The 16,694-nt window shown below is 45.7% G+C and carries 21 protein-coding genes and 2 pseudogenes; 19 read left to right on the plus strand and 4 right to left on the minus strand.

Annotated features, from left to right (window positions below):
- Nucleotides 1-41 precede the first annotated feature (41 nt).
- The 3 genes from SB24_RS16730 (at nt 42) to SB24_RS20545 (ending at nt 1,787) form a co-directional block, all read left to right on the plus strand.
- Complete coding sequence (locus SB24_RS16730) at nt 42-776, plus strand: polysaccharide deacetylase family protein (RefSeq protein WP_007612700.1); 735 nt, start codon at nt 42-44, stop codon at nt 774-776.
- Nucleotides 777-845: 69 nt separating this feature from the next.
- Nucleotides 846-1,577, plus strand: coding sequence for an SGNH/GDSL hydrolase family protein (locus SB24_RS16735; RefSeq protein ID WP_007408253.1), 732 nt, complete (start codon nt 846-848; stop codon nt 1,575-1,577).
- Nucleotides 1,578-1,652: 75 nt separating this feature from the next.
- Complete coding sequence (locus SB24_RS20545; protein ID WP_003152848.1) at nt 1,653-1,787, plus strand: hypothetical protein; 135 nt, start codon at nt 1,653-1,655, stop codon at nt 1,785-1,787.
- Nucleotides 1,788-1,919: 132 nt separating this feature from the next.
- Here the strand turns inward: SB24_RS20545 and SB24_RS16740 are convergent, their stop codons facing one another.
- A complete protein-coding gene (locus SB24_RS16740) occupies nt 1,920-2,060 on the minus strand; it encodes a sporulation histidine kinase inhibitor Sda (RefSeq protein ID WP_003152850.1) in 141 nt (46 codons plus the stop codon).
- Between the two features lie 357 nt (nt 2,061-2,417).
- On the opposite strand from SB24_RS16740, the gene SB24_RS16745 reads away from it, so the two are divergent.
- The 8 genes from SB24_RS16745 to SB24_RS16780 are packed head-to-tail and all read left to right on the plus strand — an operon-like array spanning nt 2,418 to nt 7,423.
- Nucleotides 2,418-2,936, plus strand: a complete 519-nt coding sequence (locus SB24_RS16745; protein WP_007408254.1) for a YqeG family HAD IIIA-type phosphatase — start codon at nt 2,418-2,420, stop codon at nt 2,934-2,936.
- Between the two features lie 2 nt (nt 2,937-2,938).
- Nucleotides 2,939-4,039, plus strand: a complete 1,101-nt coding sequence (yqeH, locus tag SB24_RS16750; protein ID WP_033574151.1) for a ribosome biogenesis GTPase YqeH — start codon at nt 2,939-2,941, stop codon at nt 4,037-4,039.
- 19 nt (nt 4,040-4,058) lie between these two features.
- On the plus strand, nt 4,059-4,901 hold the full coding sequence (aroE, locus tag SB24_RS16755) for a shikimate dehydrogenase (RefSeq protein WP_039254404.1): 843 nt from the start codon (nt 4,059-4,061) through the stop codon (nt 4,899-4,901).
- Entirely contained in the window at nt 4,895-5,185 is a 291-nt protein-coding gene (gene yhbY / locus SB24_RS16760; RefSeq protein ID WP_007408257.1) for a ribosome assembly RNA-binding protein YhbY, read from the plus strand. Before aroE ends, yhbY begins: the two co-directional genes overlap by 7 nt.
- A 10-nt stretch (nt 5,186-5,195) precedes the next feature.
- Nucleotides 5,196-5,765 carry a nicotinate-nucleotide adenylyltransferase gene (locus SB24_RS16765; RefSeq protein WP_007408258.1) on the plus strand — a complete coding sequence of 190 codons (570 nt, stop codon included), beginning with the start codon at nt 5,196-5,198 and terminating at the stop codon, nt 5,763-5,765.
- Nucleotides 5,755-6,315, plus strand: coding sequence for a bis(5'-nucleosyl)-tetraphosphatase (symmetrical) YqeK (gene yqeK, locus SB24_RS16770; protein ID WP_014418422.1), 561 nt, complete (start codon nt 5,755-5,757; stop codon nt 6,313-6,315). Before SB24_RS16765 ends, yqeK begins: the two co-directional genes overlap by 11 nt.
- Nucleotides 6,316-6,332: 17 nt before the next feature.
- Nucleotides 6,333-6,689 carry a ribosome silencing factor gene (gene rsfS, locus SB24_RS16775; protein WP_007408260.1) on the plus strand — a complete coding sequence of 119 codons (357 nt, stop codon included), beginning with the start codon at nt 6,333-6,335 and terminating at the stop codon, nt 6,687-6,689.
- Nucleotides 6,686-7,423 (plus strand): class I SAM-dependent DNA methyltransferase, encoded by a 738-nt coding sequence (locus SB24_RS16780; protein WP_015417856.1) that lies wholly within the window; start codon nt 6,686-6,688, stop codon nt 7,421-7,423. The genes rsfS and SB24_RS16780 overlap by 4 nt, the downstream gene beginning before the upstream one ends.
- 68 nt (nt 7,424-7,491) lie before the next feature.
- On the opposite strand, the gene comER is transcribed toward SB24_RS16780, so the two are convergent.
- A complete protein-coding gene (comER, locus tag SB24_RS16785) occupies nt 7,492-8,313 on the minus strand; it encodes a late competence protein ComER (protein ID WP_039254409.1) in 822 nt (273 codons plus the stop codon).
- A gap of 58 nt (nt 8,314-8,371) precedes the next feature.
- On the opposite strand from comER, the gene SB24_RS16790 reads away from it, so the two are divergent.
- The 3 genes from SB24_RS16790 to SB24_RS16800 all read left to right on the plus strand — a co-directional run bounded on the left by SB24_RS16790 (nt 8,372) and on the right by SB24_RS16800 (nt 11,974).
- Nucleotides 8,372-8,986, plus strand: coding sequence for a helix-hairpin-helix domain-containing protein (locus SB24_RS16790; RefSeq protein WP_015240245.1), 615 nt, complete (start codon nt 8,372-8,374; stop codon nt 8,984-8,986).
- 66 nt (nt 8,987-9,052) lie between these two features.
- Complete coding sequence (locus SB24_RS16795; protein WP_003152868.1) at nt 9,053-9,622, plus strand: ComE operon protein 2; 570 nt, start codon at nt 9,053-9,055, stop codon at nt 9,620-9,622.
- The gene (locus SB24_RS16800) at nt 9,623-11,974 is read left to right on the plus strand and encodes a DNA internalization-related competence protein ComEC/Rec2 (protein ID WP_039254415.1); all 2,352 of its coding nucleotides are present in this window, start codon (nt 9,623-9,625) and stop codon (nt 11,972-11,974) included. It begins immediately after the preceding gene.
- A gap of 18 nt (nt 11,975-11,992) precedes the next feature.
- Here SB24_RS16800 and SB24_RS19775 read toward each other — a convergent pair whose 3' ends face one another.
- Nucleotides 11,993-12,127, minus strand: coding sequence for a YqzM family protein (locus tag SB24_RS19775; protein WP_003152870.1), 135 nt, complete (start codon nt 12,125-12,127; stop codon nt 11,993-11,995).
- 40 nt (nt 12,128-12,167) lie between these two features.
- Between SB24_RS19775 and SB24_RS20045 the strand changes: the two are divergent.
- Both SB24_RS20045 and holA read left to right on the plus strand, forming a co-directional pair.
- Nucleotides 12,168-12,319: pseudogene (locus SB24_RS20045) on the plus strand (hypothetical protein).
- A gap of 39 nt (nt 12,320-12,358) precedes the next feature.
- Nucleotides 12,359-13,400: pseudogene (gene holA / locus SB24_RS16810) on the plus strand (DNA polymerase III subunit delta).
- A gap of 16 nt (nt 13,401-13,416) precedes the next feature.
- Here the strand turns inward: holA and rpsT are convergent.
- Complete coding sequence (gene rpsT, locus SB24_RS16815) at nt 13,417-13,683, minus strand: 30S ribosomal protein S20 (RefSeq protein WP_003152876.1); 267 nt, start codon at nt 13,681-13,683, stop codon at nt 13,417-13,419.
- Between the two features lie 202 nt (nt 13,684-13,885).
- On the opposite strand from rpsT, the gene gpr reads away from it, so the two are divergent.
- The 3 genes from gpr (at nt 13,886) to SB24_RS16830 (ending at nt 16,608) form a co-directional block, all read left to right on the plus strand.
- The gene (gpr, locus tag SB24_RS16820; protein ID WP_007408268.1) at nt 13,886-14,992 is read left to right on the plus strand and encodes a GPR endopeptidase; all 1,107 of its coding nucleotides are present in this window, start codon (nt 13,886-13,888) and stop codon (nt 14,990-14,992) included.
- Nucleotides 14,993-15,059: 67 nt separating this feature from the next.
- Nucleotides 15,060-16,253 carry a stage II sporulation protein P gene (gene spoIIP / locus SB24_RS16825; protein WP_007612673.1) on the plus strand — a complete coding sequence of 398 codons (1,194 nt, stop codon included), beginning with the start codon at nt 15,060-15,062 and terminating at the stop codon, nt 16,251-16,253.
- 16 nt (nt 16,254-16,269) lie between these two features.
- Entirely contained in the window at nt 16,270-16,608 is a 339-nt protein-coding gene (locus SB24_RS16830) for a YqxA family protein (RefSeq protein ID WP_007408270.1), read from the plus strand.
- The last annotated feature ends 86 nt before the right edge of the window (nt 16,609-16,694 follow it).

A 16,694-nucleotide genomic window follows, 5' to 3' on the forward strand; every position in this document is an offset into this window, starting at 1 on the left:
AGGGGACACGTTAACAGTAGTGTTTACTGGAGGTGTAAACGTTGAGATGCTTTCATCTGATCATCATGATATGCGTCCTCACGAGTCTCACTGCCGTGTCCGCCGATGCGAAATCTTTAAAAAGAAGTGACATGGAGAAGACGGGAAACGTGTACTGGGATATAAGGTCTGAAAAAAAGAAACTATCTTTAACCTTCGATGACGGCCCCCATCCTGTCTATACGGAGGCTGTGTTAGACGTGCTGAAACAGCACAATGTTAAAGCAACCTTTTTTTGTGTCGGGAGCCGTATAGACAAATACCCCATAACGGCAAAACGCATCGTTGAAGAAGGACATGAAATCGGCAACCATACGATGAACCATGTTTATTTTCACCGACTGAAACGCAAAGACATTTTACAAGAGCTTCACAGCTCCGCGCATCATATCACATCGCTGCAGCCGGAAGGGGACAAGTTATTCCGCCCGCCGGGAGGGTCGCTGAATCATACGGCTTTCAAAAGCATCTTAAAAGAGGGCTATCATATCATCATGTGGTCATGGAACCAAGATCCGAGGGACTGGAAAAGGCCCGGGAAAGGAAAAATCGTCAGGCACGTTGTTTCACATGCCAGAGATGGAGATATCGTTCTTCTGCATGACGGCGGAGGAAACCGGCGCCAGACGGTTGAGGCTTTGAAAGAAATCATTCCCAAGCTGAAAAAGCAGGGCTACACGTTTGTTAAGGTTTCGGATTTGATCGGACAGGATTCCGGTCCTTTTCATATTCAGTAAAGAGAGCGCCGCGTTGAAAGCCGCCAAAGAGATGTGTACCATAGGAGGTAAGGTTTGGGGGGAGAGAAAATGAAGTTTGCTGTTCTTTTTATTACGATAATCTGTCTGTTATCAGGATGCGCCGCGGGCAAAGAAAAAAGTGTTGTCGCGTTCGGCGACAGCAATACGCGCGGTTCCAACTGGGATTATCGTGATTATCCGAAGGCGCAGCAGTGGGTAAACATTTTAAAAACAGCGGAACGCGGCCGTCTTACGGTTATAAATGCGGGAATAGGCGGTCAGACGACTGAGGATGCGCGCCTGCGCTTTCAAAGCGACGTGCTGGACCGTAAGCCCCAATATTTATTTATCATGTTCGGAACAAATGATGCGGGCATTTTGACGGGCGATCAGCCGCGGGTATCAAAGAAACGGTTTAAAGAAAACCTGACTTATTTCATAAACGAAAGCAGAAATCACGGCATAAAGCCGATTTTAATGACGTGCATCCCGGTTATAGAAGGAAACGGAACGCATCATCTCTATTACTATTCGAGATATAAAGCCTCAGCCTTTAAAGAAAAAGGCGGCGCGAGAAAATGGCATAATTCCTATAACGGCGTTACGAGGCAGGTTGCAGCTGAGTTGAAAGTGCCGCTGGTGGATAACTGGAAACACTTTATACGCGCGGACGGCGGCAAAGATACAGACCGGGCGCTGATCCAATCCGGACTGATAGATCCCTCCGGAAATCATATGACGCCAAAAGGCGCCAGAATCTTAATTGAAGGCATAAAAAATGGGCGGGTTTTGGAACGCTGACGCCGTCAGCTGCCTAAACCGTTTTGCTTCTGCTTCATAGGCTGTAGAAAAAATATCTTTTTGGAGGCGATTGCTATGAACCGCGGTTTCCCTCCGCAATATCCTGTATGCCCGCCTCCTCGGGTGAATGCGGGGTACTGGTACGCATTTTTTGTTGTGCTGCTCGTCGTCATTCTCGTCCTGGGCGGTCTGTATTGGTTCAATATATAGCAGCCGTCCTCTTAAACACCTCTATTTTAGGGGTGTTTTTTGTTGAAAGTGGTAGTAATGCGCATAACCGAAGTGATATAATATCAGTCATCTGAGTAAAAAAAGGAAATTCGCCCGGGAATTTTTTTCTGTTTAAGAAGAAACGGAAATAATGTGTCCGAGCGATCTTCTTTTGATTTCGTTTTCAATTAACTCGATAAATTCACGGCTCAAATTCATTTCATTGGCTTTGAAATAAGATTCTATTAGTAATTCATCAGAAAGCTTTCTCATGCCGGGGACCCAATTAATGGGAGTGGCACCTCCTTACAATTGTAATCAATCATCAGACGCAAGCATATGATGGAAGGTTGCGTTTCAATCATGGTGAGGTTATCTTTAATCTACCATGAAATACAAATAAGAACAATCGTTCTGTTATCCACACTCGTAAGTGGATAACTTGTTAGTATCTTGTTTATAATCTGGATAAATCCGGATGTAATAAGAGTGGATAATGTGTGTAATTTTATCCACAACTGGTGAAGAAACCCAATTTTTGTCGAAATTTTTTTACTGAGTCCGACTTTGTTTTTAAATCTGACAGGTTTCGACATATAGATGATAGAAAGAAAAGGAAGGGTGCGGGTTTTGTTAAAAAAGTTTTTTTTACCTGACGAATTTGTGAAAAATATATTTCATATCACACCGGAAAAGCTCAAAGAACGCAATGTGAAAGGGATTATTACAGACCTTGACAACACGCTTGTGGAGTGGGACAGACCGAGTGCGACACCTCGATTAATCGAGTGGTTTGAAGAAATGAAGGAGCACGGCATTAAAGTCACGATCGTCTCCAATAATAATGAACGAAGAGTGAAATTATTCTCGGAGCCGCTTGGCATACCGTTTATTTATAAGGCAAGAAAACCGATGGGGCGCGCCTTTAAAAGAGCCGTCAGCAGCATGGATCTGAAAAAAGAAGACTGTGTGGTCATCGGCGATCAGCTGCTTACTGATGTTCTCGGCGGAAACAGAAACGGGTATCATACGATCCTCGTCGTGCCTGTCGCTTCCTCTGACGGAGTCATGACGCGCTTTAACCGCCGGATTGAACGGAGAATATTGAGTTCTTTGAAACGTAAAGGCCATATTCAGTGGGAGGATTAGAAATGGAAAAGGTTGTTTGCATCGGCTGCGGAGTAACGATCCAGACCGAGGATAAACAAGGTCTCGGATACGCGCCAAAGGCATCGCTCACGAAAGAGAATGTCATCTGCCAGCGCTGCTTCAGACTGAAAAATTACAATGAAATTCAAGATGTTTCATTAACGGATGATGACTTTTTAAATATCTTGCACACAATCGGCGATACTGACTCTCTAATTGTCAAAGTCGTTGATATTTTTGATTTTAACGGAAGCTGGATAAACGGGCTGAACCGCTTTGTCGGCGGTAATCCGATCATTCTTGTCGGTAATAAGGCCGATATCCTGCCGAAATCCGTAAAACGGGAACGGCTCGTTCAATGGATGAAACGCGAAGCGAAAGAATACGGCTTAAAACCCCTTGATGTCTTTTTAATCAGCGCTTCCCGCGGACAAGGGATGAAAGAAGTCATTGACGCCATTGAACATTACCGCGAAGGGCGCGATGTGTATGTGGTGGGCTGTACCAATGTCGGCAAATCCACATTTATCAACCGGATTATTAAAGAGGTCTCAGGGGAAGAGAATATTATTACCACCTCTCAATTTCCGGGCACGACACTTGACGCGATTGAAATCCCGCTCGATGACGGATCTGCGCTTTATGATACGCCGGGAATCATTAACCATCACCAGATGGCGCATTACGTGGACAAGCGTGACTTAAAGGTGCTGACACCGAAAAAAGAACTGAAGCCGCGCACTTTTCAGCTGAATGAAAAACAAACGCTTTATTTCGGCGGGCTTGCCCGGTTTGACTATGTATCAGGCGATAAAACGGCGTTTGTCTGCTATATGCCGAATGAATTGATGATTCACAGAACAAAGCTTGAAAATGCTGATGCCTTATACGAAAAGCATGCGGGAGAACTGCTTACCCCGCCCGGAAAAGATCATTTGGATGAATTTCCGGAGCTTACACCCCATACGTTTTCGATTAAAGAAGGAAAGACGGATATCGTTTTTTCCGGTCTCGGCTGGGTCACGGTGCAGCAAGCAGATAAAAAAATAACGGCATACGCTCCGAAAGGCGTACACGTATTTGTCCGCCGTTCATTAATATAGAGAGAAGGGGAGAGGGAGCATGAAACAATTGTACGGAGTAATCGGAAATCCGATCGGACATTCAATGTCACCCGATATTCATAACGCGGCTTTGCAAGATAAGAACATCAACGGGCAGTATTTTGCGTTTCAGGTGGAACCTCATCATCTCAAGGACGCCGTTAACGGAATCAAGGCGCTTGGCATCTGCGGAGTGAACGTCACAGTCCCGCATAAAGTCGCGATCATGGAGCATCTGGATGAAATACATGAAAGCGCGAAAGTACTCGGGGCCGTAAATACCGTCAAAAGAGAGGGAGACAGGCTCATCGGGTATAATACTGACGGAGATGGGTTTTATAAATCCTTAGTCAAAGTATTGGACAAACCGATATCAGAGCTCTCCATCCTCATGATTGGGGCGGGAGGAGCGGCAAGAGCGATTTTTACGACGATCGTCCGCGGAGAGCCGAAACAATTTGACGTTTGCAACCGCACGCCGGAAAAAGCAGAAAATCTGATTGCGGCTGCTCCCTCTTTTCAGCAGAAACGCGCCCTTACTTTAAAAGAAGCTGAAAATCAGCTTGAACAATATGACGTCATTATTCATACAACATCTGTCGGCATGTATCCGAAAACGGATGCCGTGCCGCTCTCATTGGAACGGGCCAAAACGGGCGCCATCGTTTGTGATATCGTATACAACCCGATTCAAACGGCGTTCTTAAAAGAAGCTGAAAAAAGAGGTTTAACTACCCTTGACGGTGTCGGCATGTTTGTGGAACAGGCCGCACTGTCTTTCAAGCTGTGGACGGGACAAGAGCCTGACAGCGGCTTAATGAGAGCAATTGTTGAAGGAAAACTAGGAGGAACACAATGTTAACAGGAAAACAAAAACGGTTTTTGCGTTCAAAAGCGCATCATTTAACGCCTATTTTTCAAGTGGGAAAAGGCGGAGTCAACGAAAACATGGTGAAACAGATTGCCGAGGCTTTAGAAGCAAGAGAGCTGATTAAAGTCAGCGTGCTTCAAAACTGCGAAGACGATAAAAATGATGTCGCAGAAGCCCTTGTGAAAGGCACCCGCTCACAATTGGTGCAGACGATCGGAAATACGATCGTACTGTATAAGGAATCAAAGGAAAATAAACAAATCGAGCTTCCGTAAGGTGGTTGACATGAAGAAAATCGGAATATTCGGGGGCACATTTGACCCTCCGCACAACGGACATCTTCTGATGGCTAATGAAGTCCTTCATCAGGCGGAGCTCGATGAGATTTGGTTTATGCCCAATAAAATCCCTCCGCATAAGCAGAATGAAGACTTTACAGACAGCCGGCACCGGGTGGAGATGCTGAAGCTTGCCATCAGCTCTAATTCCGGCTTTAAGCTTGAACTTGCGGAAATGGACCGGAAAGGCCCTTCTTATACCTATGATACCGTCCGTTTACTGAAGGAGCGGCACCCGAACGACAAGCTTTTCTTTATTATCGGGGCGGATATGATTGAATATCTGCCGAAATGGTACAAACTGGACGAACTGCTCACGCTCATTCAATTTATCGGAGTGCGGCGCCCGGGGTATCATATTGAGACCCCGTACCCGCTGCTTTTTGCCGACGTTCCGGAATTTGACGTTTCGTCAACGATGCTGAGAGAACGTCTCAAAGCAAAAAAGCCGACGCAATACTTAATGCCGGATAAAGTGAGGCAGTATATAGAGGAGAATGATTTATATGAATCGTGAGGAAGCACTTGCCTGCGTCAAAGAGCAGCTGACCGAGCATCGCTACATCCACACAATCGGCGTAACAGATACGGCGGTTATTCTCGCAGGCCGGTTCGGAGCAGACCCGAAAAAAGCGGAAATGGCGGCTATTTTTCATGATTATGCGAAATTCCGGCCGAAAGAAGAAATGAAGCAGATCATCGTGCGGGAAAAAATGCCGGCTGAGCTCTTGGATTACAATGCCGAGCTGTGGCATGCCCCTGTGGGAGCGTATTTGGCTGAGAAAGAAGCGGGGATCACTGATCCTGAGATCTTGGATGCAATCCGCTATCACACGTCAGGGCGTCCCGGAATGACCCTTTTAGACAAAGTCATTTACGTTGCGGATTACATTGAACCCGGACGCCATTTCCCCGGAGTGGAAGAGGTGCGCCGTCTGGCGGAAACAGATCTGAACGAAGCGCTCATACAAGCAATGAAAAATACAATGATATTTCTGATGAAAAAAAACCAGCCGGTCTTTCCGGAGACGTTTGCAACCTATAATTGGCTGGTGTCTCAAAATTGACAGGAGGAATTTAAAGAATGAATCAAGCTTCCGTATTAAAAATCGCGGCAAAAGCATGCGACGATAAACGTGCAGAAGATATTTTAGCGCTGGACATGGAAGGAATCTCACTTATAGCGGATTACTTTTTAATCTGCCACGGGAATTCTGATAAGCAGGTTCAGGCAATTGCGCGTGAAATTAAAGATCAGGCAGAAGAAAACGGCATTGATGTCAAAAAGATGGAAGGGTTTGATGAGGCCCGCTGGATTTTAGTTGATCTCGGCGACGTCATTGTCCACGTTTTCCATAAAGATGAAAGAAGCTACTACAATCTTGAAAAGCTATGGGGCGACGCACCGCTCGCAGAGCTTGAACTCGGCTTGAACTCATGATTTACCAAGGCTTCGCCGGCGTATATGACGAGTTAATGTCACATGCGCCGTATGATGAATGGGCGGGCTGGATCGAAGCGTCTCTTCCGGAAAAGGGAAGGGTGCTTGATCTTGCCTGCGGAACCGGAGAAATATCCATCAGGCTTGCTGAAAAAGGCTGCGAAGTCACGGGGATTGATTTGAGTGAAGATATGCTGAGCTGTGCCCAGCAGAAAAAAACGGGAAAGCCGATTCTTTTTCTCCAACAGGATATGAGAGAGCTTTCCGGTTTTGAAGAACAGTTTGATGCCGTTGTCATCTGCTGTGATTCCCTAAATTACTTAAAAACGAAAAATGATGTCTTAAGCACCTTCAAAAGTGTTTTTCAAGTTTTGAAGGAGGGCGGCCTGCTTCTGTTTGACGTCCATTCCCCATTTAAAATGACGGAGCTTTTTCCGGACAGCACCCATGCGGATCAGGATGAGCAGATCAGCTATATCTGGCAAAGCTTTGCCGGCGATGAAGAGCTTTCTGTCATCCATGATATGTCCTTTTTTGTATGGAACGGACAATCTTATGACCGTTATGACGAGACGCATGAGCAAAAAACATTTTACATTGAAGAATATGAACAAATGCTTGCAGAGACCGGATTTGAACTGAAGAAAGTGACGGCCGATTTTACAGACCGGCCTCCTTCAACAGAGTCTGAACGTCTTTTCTTTACGGCAGGCAAACCAAAAACCATCGTTTAAACGGAACGATGGTTTTTAAAATGCATTTTTTGCGATTGGCGCGATAAAGCACTTTATGGCATACTCAGTTACACGTGAAATTGCTTCTTCACTAACGATATATCTTCATCGTATTTGTTATGTGTACGCTGAAAGACACGGTTGAACATATCCTGAACACCGCTTTCGAGAGCCTTCAGTCCTTCTCCGGTGACGCCGCCTTTTACGCATACTTTTTCCTGCAAGGCGGGAAGTGTGTAATGCCCTGTTTCCAGAAGCTTTCCGAGACCGACAAGCATTTCCGTCGACATTATCACGGCTTCTTCTTTGGTGATGTCCGTTTCTTCCACTGCCGCGTCAATAAAGCGCTGAACGAGATAACTCATAAAAGCGGGCCCGCAGCTGACAATGTCTGACGCCGCTCTTGTAATGCCGCTGCTGATTTCCACAGGTTTTGAAATATGAGTGAACAGCGTTTGAATATCCGCTTTTGCAGCCTCGCTACAGCTTTTGCCGAACGTAACAAGCGAGACGCCGGCCAAGGCGCGGTTCGTAATGCTCGGAATGACGCGGGCCGTCTGACACGGAACCGTATGTTCAATCTGATCCGTCTGAACGGGGCTGGTAATGGAGATTAAAATGTGATCTTTCCGTAAATGCGGTGTGAGTTTTTTCAGCAAAGGATATATATCCAGCGGTTTTACACAAATGAATATTATTTCATTATCCTGTACGAGCTTTTCCTGATCCTCGGTGACATGGATGCCGCTGAAACGTTCTTTTAGTTTTAATGCTTTTTCGATTGTTCTGTTTGTGATGGTGATATGTGAGGGATCGGCAGCGTTTGATTCGATAAACGATTCAATCAGGATCGTTCCCATGTTTCCGGTGCCGATAAAGCCTATTTTCAATGAATTCCCCTCCTTTTTCCCTTAATCCTCTAAACCTTATGCGGGGAGGCAATGCAATATGACGAAAGCGATGATGACGGAGCGGCTGCGGCGGAACCTGAAAATTCTGGGCGCTTGTCTTGCGGCAGGGGCGGTTTTTATCTGTATTTGGCTGTTTCGTTCTGAAAAGGAAGAGCCGGTCAAACAGCAGTCCGTGCTCGGCCAAACAGCCTCAGCATCCGTCGCGGACAAAAAAGACACCGCAGACGATAAGATTATGATTGATGTGAAAGGTGCGGTCCGAAATCCCGGCGTGTATGAAATGAAAGCGGGAGACAGGGTGACGCAAGCCATTGAAAAAGCCGGCGGCCTGAAGAAAAAGGCGGATGAATTGAATGTTAATTTAGCAGAGCAGCTGCAGGACGGGACGATTGTTTATATTCCGAGTGAAGGCGAAGAGGAGAATCGCCCGAAAACAGCAGCGGGTGAAAAGGAGAATGCAGCTGTCAATATCAATACGGCATCTCTGGACGAACTTCAGGCGATTTCCGGGGTGGGGCAGAAAAAAGCGGAAGCGATTATCGCCTACCGAGAAGAAAACGGACGGTTTCAGACTGCTGAAGATTTGATGAATGTATCAGGCTTTGGAGAAAAGTCATTTGAGCGGATAAAAACTTCCATTACGGTAAAGTGAATTGACGGTTCTGCTTAAATCTATGTAAACTTAGAAAAGCAACAAGACTTTTTGGAGGGAACACTTGTGGAACGAATCTCATGGAATCAATATTTTATGGCGCAAAGCCATTTGCTGGCGCTGAGAAGCACATGTCCGAGACTGTCAGTCGGGGCAACCGTAGTCAGAGATAAGCGGATGATTGCCGGCGGATACAACGGCTCAATCGCCGGCGGCGTCCATTGCGCTGATGAAGGATGCCTTTTAATAGATAATCATTGCCAGAGGACCATACATGCAGAGATGAATGCGATTCTGCAATGTTCTAAGTTCGGTGTTCCGACGGAGGGCGCCGAAATTTATGTGACGCATTATCCTTGTATTCAATGCTGCAAATCAATTATCCAGGCAGGCATCAAAACGGTCTATTATGCCGAAGATTACAAAACACAGCCTTATGCAAAAGAGCTGTTCAGCCAAGCCGGAGTCAAGGTGGAGCAGGTCGAACTTGATGAAATGATCATCGATCTGAAAAACCGCGAAAAATTGTCTTTTGTCGCAGGTCTGATTCAGCAATTATCTGATGCGGGAGTTAAGGCAGATGAACTGAAAAAAATTCATGAACAGGCCAATGAGCTGTTTACCAGTTACGTATAAATGAAATATAAATACCTTCTTCTGCCTCTGGCGGCGGTTTCTGCAACTGCGGGAATTGCCGCCGCTCATGTCTTCTGGGTTCTGCTCCTTTTTCTTCTGTATCTTCTCTTTATTATTGTAAAAACAAAGCAGTATGCTCCGGTTATCGTCTGCCTCGTTTCTTTTTGTGTTTATTTCTTTCTTTATACGGTTTGTGACGCTGCGAATGTAACGCGCTATCAGGCCGGCAGTTATACTGAACAGGCCGTCATTACTAATATTCCGAAGGTTGACGGAGCGAAAATGTCAGCCGTTATCCGTACACATGACAAGGAAAAGTGGGCGGCTTCGTACAAAATCCGGTCTCTTGAGGAAAAGAGACTCATTGAACAGCTTGAACCGGGGATGCGCTGCACGTTTACAGGCTCTCTGGAACAGCCTGCACATGCGACGGTTCCCGGAGGTTTTGATTATAAGGAATATCTTTACTCTCAGCAGATTCACTGGTTATTTTCCGTGACTTCCATTGAGCAGTGTGAAAAATCCAAACAGCCGCTGTTTAAACTGCTGAACATCAGAAAAAATTTGATTTCGATCATTCGGAATCACGTGCCTGAATCTTCCGCCGGAATTGTTGAAGCGCTGACCTTAGGTGAAAGATTTTCTATAGAGGACGATATACTGAGTGCATATCAAAATTTGGGAGTCGTTCATTTAATGGCGATTTCCGGAATGCATGTCGGTCTTATTACGGCGGGATTATTTTATGCTCTGATCAGAATCGGGCTGACAAGAGAAAAGGCGGGAATTTTGCTGCTGCTGTTTTTGCCGGTGTATACGCTGCTGAGCGGTGCCGCCCCATCCGTATTGCGCGCATCCCTCATGCTGGGATTTTATATCGCCGGAACTCTTGTTAAACGCGGCATTCATTCCTCTGCTGCATTGTCCCTGTCTTATCTGCTGCTCCTGCTGTTTAATCCTTACTTCCTTTGGCAGGCGGGCTTCCAGCTTTCCTTTGCGGTAAGCGCCTCTTTAATTCTGTCATCCTCCATTTTAAAGAAAGCAGGGGAAAGCAGACTTGCCGGCCTTGCGATGGCTTCATTCATTGCGGAGCTCAGCTCACTTCCGTTTCTTCTCTATCATTTTCAGCAGATTTCACTTGTCAGTTTTCCGATGAATATGGTGATGGTGCCTTTTTATACGTTATTTGTCATTCCGGTTTCTGTCATCGGTTTCCTTCTTCTTTTACTCTCAAGGCAGATGGGAGAATGTTTGTTTGGTATGTTTGACCTTGTGATGAAGCCTGTGCATGATTTCATTACATATGCGGCATCCGTTGATTTATTTACTATGATTGTGTCAAAGCCTGACTTTGTTTCCCTTCTTCTGCTTGCGGTTTCCGTTTTTACGCTTTTTGCGGCTTTGGAAAAGGGAGGTTTTTTAAAACTCAGGAAATCGGCTCTTTTTTTCTGCGCGGTTTTGGCTTATTTAATATGCCGTCCGTATTTCAGTCCATGGGGAGAAGCGGATATGCTTGATATCGGGCAGGGAGACTCACTGTTTATAAGCGCGCCGCACCGCAAAGGGACCGTAATGGTTGATACAGGGGGAGTGATTGCTTATCCCGGAGAATCATGGAAAGAAAAACGCCACCCATATTCTATCGGCGAGAAGGTTTTGATTCCATTTTTAAACGGAAAAGGGGTGAAAAAGCTGGATGCGCTGATTTTAACCCATGCGGATCAAGATCACATCGGGGAAGCCGGAGTGTTAATCAAAAATCATAGAGTCAAACGGTTAATTGTCCCCGTAGGATTCGTAAAAGAACCGAAAGATCAGAACATATTAAATATGGCGAAAGAAAACAACATTCCCGTTGCCGAAGCAAAGCGGGGCGACACCATTACAGCCGGGGATCTTCAGTTTCAGGTGCTGTCTCCGGAGTCGTCTGACGGAAGGAGTAAAAATGATTCGTCACTGGTGCTTTGGACGGTTTTTGGCGGAGTGAGCTGGCTTTTGACGGGAGATTTAGAATCGGACGGCGAAACGGAAGTGCTGAAAACGTATCCGAATCTGAAGGCTGATATATTGAAGGCGGGTCATCACGGCAGCAAAAGCTCAACGAGTGAAGCCTTTTTGAAGCAGCTTCAGCCGGAAGCAGCGCTGATTTCAGCAGGAAAAGAGAATCGATACCATCATCCGCATGAAGAAGTGCTGGATCGTTTGAAGGCGTACTCTGTCAATGTGCTTCGCACCGATATCAGCGGAACGATTCAATACAGATTTAAAAAAGGCGCCGGAACGTTTTCCGTCTTCCCTCCATATGATATAGAAGAAACCAGGGCGCAAGAAGTAAAAAAGACTGCCGATTGACAGCAGCCCGGAATGCGGCTAAGAGCCGATAAGATGGATGGCTGTTGCCATCACGAACAAAAAGGCGAAAAATCCGAAGGACACGACAAAACCGACAGCTGAGTCAACAGCATCATTTCGTTTGCTTTGAACGTTTTTTTCAAAATCATTCAATTTCATCCCTCCTGACTTCCCTAAGTATACTGGAATTGTTTTGAAAAATCTAGAAGTGATGGTAACGTTTTCTGTTCTTGTGATTATCGCCTTTTTACAAGCAGACCCGGGAGCTTGTGAATCAGGCGTTTATTATAAATGAGGAAGCTGTCCTTAAAGCTTCCTCTTTACTATTTGCCAAACTCAATTTAGGATAGAAGGGGATCAAGAAAGAGAGGAAGTCATACGATCATGGTATTTGATGTTTGGAAAGCCCTGAAAAAAGGGGATGTCCGCTCCGTTTATTGTTTATACGGAAAAGAAACGTATCTGCTCCAAGAAACTGTCAGCCGGATCAGACAAGCTGTCGTTGATGAGGAGACAAAGGATTTTAACCTGTCTGTTTTTGATCTTGAAGAAGATCCGCTGGACCAGGCCGTAACCGATGCGGAAACGTTTCCGTTTATGGGAGAGAAGCGGCTGGTCATCGTAAAAAATCCGTCTTTTTTAACAGGGGAAAAAAAGAAAGAAAAAATAGAGCATAATACAGCCGCTCTGGAGACTTATCTGAAGGAGCCTGCGCCTTACACGGTATTTGTGATTGTGGCTCCGTATGAGAAACTGGACGAACGGAAAAAGCTGACGAAGGCGCTGAAGCAAAAAGCCCTTATGATTGAAGCTAAGGAGCTGAATGCAAAGGAGACGACTGATTTTACGATTAATCTGGCGAAATCCGAAAATAAAATGATCGATACAGAAGCTGCCGAGCATTTGGTTCTGCTTGCAAACGGCCATCTGTCTTCCATATATCAGGAAATACAAAAACTCTCCGCCTACACCGGTGACAGATATGAGATCACACGCGAAGATGTCCGGGAGCTCGTCGCAAGAAGTTTGGAGCAGAATATTTTTGAGCTGATCAACAAAATCGTGAACCGAAAACGGACGGAAAGTCTTCAAATATTTTATGATCTTTTAAAACAAAACGAAGAACCGATCAAAATTATGGCGCTGATCGCCAACCAATTCCGTCTGATTATGCAGACAAAGTATTTTGCGGGACAAGGATACGGCCAAAAGCAAATCGCTTCCAACTTAAAGGTGCACCCCTTCCGGGTAAAACTGGCGATGGATCAGGCGAGGCTTTTTTCCGAAGAAGAGCTGCGGCGTATTATAGAAAGACTCGCAGTGATGGATTATGAAATGAAAACGGGGAAAAAGGACAAGCAGCTCTTGCTGGAGCTCTTTCTCCTTGAGCTTCTCCGGACTGAATGAAAAAAACGATCCCCGTTAAAGGGATCGTTTTTGTATTATGCAGAAAGTCCGTTCACTTGTTTCGCAAGTCTAGATTTGTATCGAGCTGCGGCATTTTTGTGTACAAGACCTGTTTTCACTGCTTTATCAATGCGTTTCGCTGCTTCAGAAAGAGCAGTTTTCGCTTTATCCGCTTCGTTGTTAGCAACAGAAGCTTCAACTTGTTTGATTGCAGTACGCATAGCAGATTTGATTGTCGCGTTATGAGCGCGGCGTTCGTTGTTTGTTTTTGTACGTTTAATCGCTGATTTAATGTTTGGCATGTGTTTCACCTCCTAAGATACAACCTGTAGCACAGTGTCTTAAGGTTAAATCTTCTTCACAATAGAACAAATTGTATTCTATCAAACAGAACTTTAGATTGCAATATAAATGTAAAGTATTTTTCGTTGATGGGTAAATTCGCATGATTCGTTTTGTAAATGGTCACACTATGTACCACGATGATTGAAGGAGGTCTTCCCTGTGAAAAACAACGAACTGGATGTCAATCAATTTCTGATACGGACGGATTTAGCGGTAGAAACGAAACAGGCGGTAAAAGACGGACAAGCCGGTCAGAAAAAAGAAATAAACGGGTTTATTGAAAAAGAACGCGACAAGGGCGGCATTAAAGTCAGAACCGTCGATATTACCAAAGAAGGCGCCGAGCTATCGGGGAAAAAGCAGGGACGCTATGTCACGATCGAGGCTCAAGGGGTTCGGGAACACGACTCTGACATGCAGGAAAAAGTAACGGAAGTGTTTGCCGAGGAATTTTCCGCCTATCTGTCGGCATTAAAGATTCCAAAGGATGCAAGCTGTTTGATCGTCGGTCTGGGCAACTGGAATGTGACGCCGGATGCGCTCGGCCCTCTCGTGACCGAAAACCTTCTTGTGACAAGGCATCTGTTCAGGCTTCAGCCGGAAAACGTGCAGGAAGGGTACAGGCCGGTCAGCGCGCTTGCTCCCGGTGTGATGGGATTAACGGGAATTGAAACGAGCGATATTATTCAAGGTGTGATCAAAGAATCAAAGCCGGATTTTGTGATCGCGGTAGACGCTCTTGCGGCCAGAGCCGTTGAAAGGGTGAACACGACCATCCAATTTTCTGATACGGGCATTCACCCGGGATCAGGCGTCGGCAATAAGAGAAAAGAATTAAGCAAGGAAACGCTCGGCATTCCCGTCATCGCAATCGGGGTACCGACTGTCGTTGATGCGGTTACGATCGCAAGCGATACGGTGGATTATATATTAAAACATTTCGGAAGAGAGATGAAAGATGACAGCCCGTCAAGATCTCTGGTGCCCGCCGGAATGAACTTCGGCAAAAAGAAGGTGCTGACAGACGAAGACCTTCCGGGAGAAAAAGAACGCCAATCCTTTCTCGGTATTGTCGGCACGCTGGACGAAAACGAAAAACGCCAGCTGATTCACGAAGTGCTTTCTCCGCTCGGCCATAATCTGATGGTCACGCCGAAGGAGATTGACACCTTTATTGATGATATGGCGAACGTACTTGCAAACGGGTTAAACACCGCCCTTCATGAAAAAGTGTCACAAGATAACAAAGGTTCTTATAATCATTAAAATGGTTCTACCTCCTCTAGCTTGTTCATAGAGTAATTACTAGACAAGCGCTGGAGGGATTCAAATCATGAGAAAAAAACGCAGAAACCGTCAAATTGTCGTTGCAGTAAACGGTGGAAATGCGCTCAAGGGCATGTTTTTGTTTATGACAAGCCTTATCGTTATTTTTGTATTATCGGGTGTGCTCACATCGCTTCGCCCTGAACTGAGGCTTTCTTCGGATTCTCTTCACGGAATTGCCGGAGAACTTCCGGGTGACGCGTTTGCACACCTCCTCGGCATGGAAAATCATTATTTCGCCTCAGAGCTTCCTGAAAAAGACTCTTTTCAGCTGTCCCGGCTGTCCTTAAAACTGGCGACAAGCATTAATATGGAAGACCCGCGGAGTTTCTTGGGACGTGAGCTGCCGGGATTTGCCCAATATGATACGGAGATCCTTCTGGCGGGGCAGGGGACGGATTATACGAATATGCCGGCTGAATCTCCGCCGCCGTCAAAGGTGATGGAAAAAGAAAAAGAAGTGAACCTGGCAGAAATCGAAAACAAAACGAAAAAAGAAGAAACGGCGCCGCCGAAACATTCAACAGGCAGCAAAAAAGTCGTTTTTATTTACCACACTCATAATACCGAATCCTATCTTCCTCTGTTAAAGGGGGAAACAAATCCGGATAACGCCCGCCATTCGAAGGCCAATGTCACGCTTGTCGGAGATATGTTCGGAAAAGCGCTTGAAGCGCAAGGTGTAGGAGCGACCGTAGATAAAACCGACATTCAGGCCCGCCTGAACAAAGACGGTTTAAATTATGCGCGAAGCTACGACGAATCAAGGCCGGTCGTAAAAAGCGCGCTCGCCAAAAATAAAAACCTGCAATATACCATAGACATTCACCGGGATTCCCGCCGCAAGAAAAATACGACAGCCGACATCAAAGGAAAAAGCTATGCCAGAGTCGCCATCGTCGTCGGCAAAAAAAGCGCTAATTTTGAAGAAAACTATAAACTCGCAAGTGAACTTCATAAGCTCATGGAGAAGAAATACCCCGGCTTAAGCGTCGGTGTTTTATCAAAAGGCTCTCCGGGAGATAATGGAGTATACAACCAAGATTTAAACGACCGGTCGCTTCTGCTGGAATTCGGGGGCGTGGATAACAATCTTGAAGAACTGAGGCGCGCATCAGATGCCGTGGCCGATGTGTTCAGCGAACTGTACTGGGATGCAGAAAAGGTCAGCTCGCAATCAGGAGAGAAGAAAAAACAATAGAAATCAGGTGATTCGAATGATCCGTTTTACCGGCAAATGCCTGCTGATCGCCATTGTCATGTTTTTCGGCGTATTGTTCGGTATGCAGCAGGCAAACAGCGGAATGCTTGATATGAAAGGATACAAAGACCCTTCCTTAAAAGGAGCATTCACGCTCGGCGGCGGAGAAGGACAGGAAAAAGAAGCTTCCATTTTGGGGCAAACCGTTACGGCGAAAGATCTGGAAGAAAAACAAAAACAGCTGGAACAGGCGGAAACCTTCAACCTGTTTTCAAAAGCCGGAGAAACCCTTTCAAATACCGTGACGGACTCGGCGCAGGCGATGTATGAGTGGGTTTCGAAACTGAACCGTTAGCATTGATGAAGAGAAAAGCGGATGATTCCTTAAAGGAAGCTTTTCTCTTTCTTGTTTTAATTGAATGTTTACAATCCTATTGATAT

This window comes from Bacillus sp. Pc3 (assembly GCF_000815145.1).
Lineage (GTDB): Bacteria > Bacillota > Bacilli > Bacillales > Bacillaceae > Bacillus > Bacillus velezensis.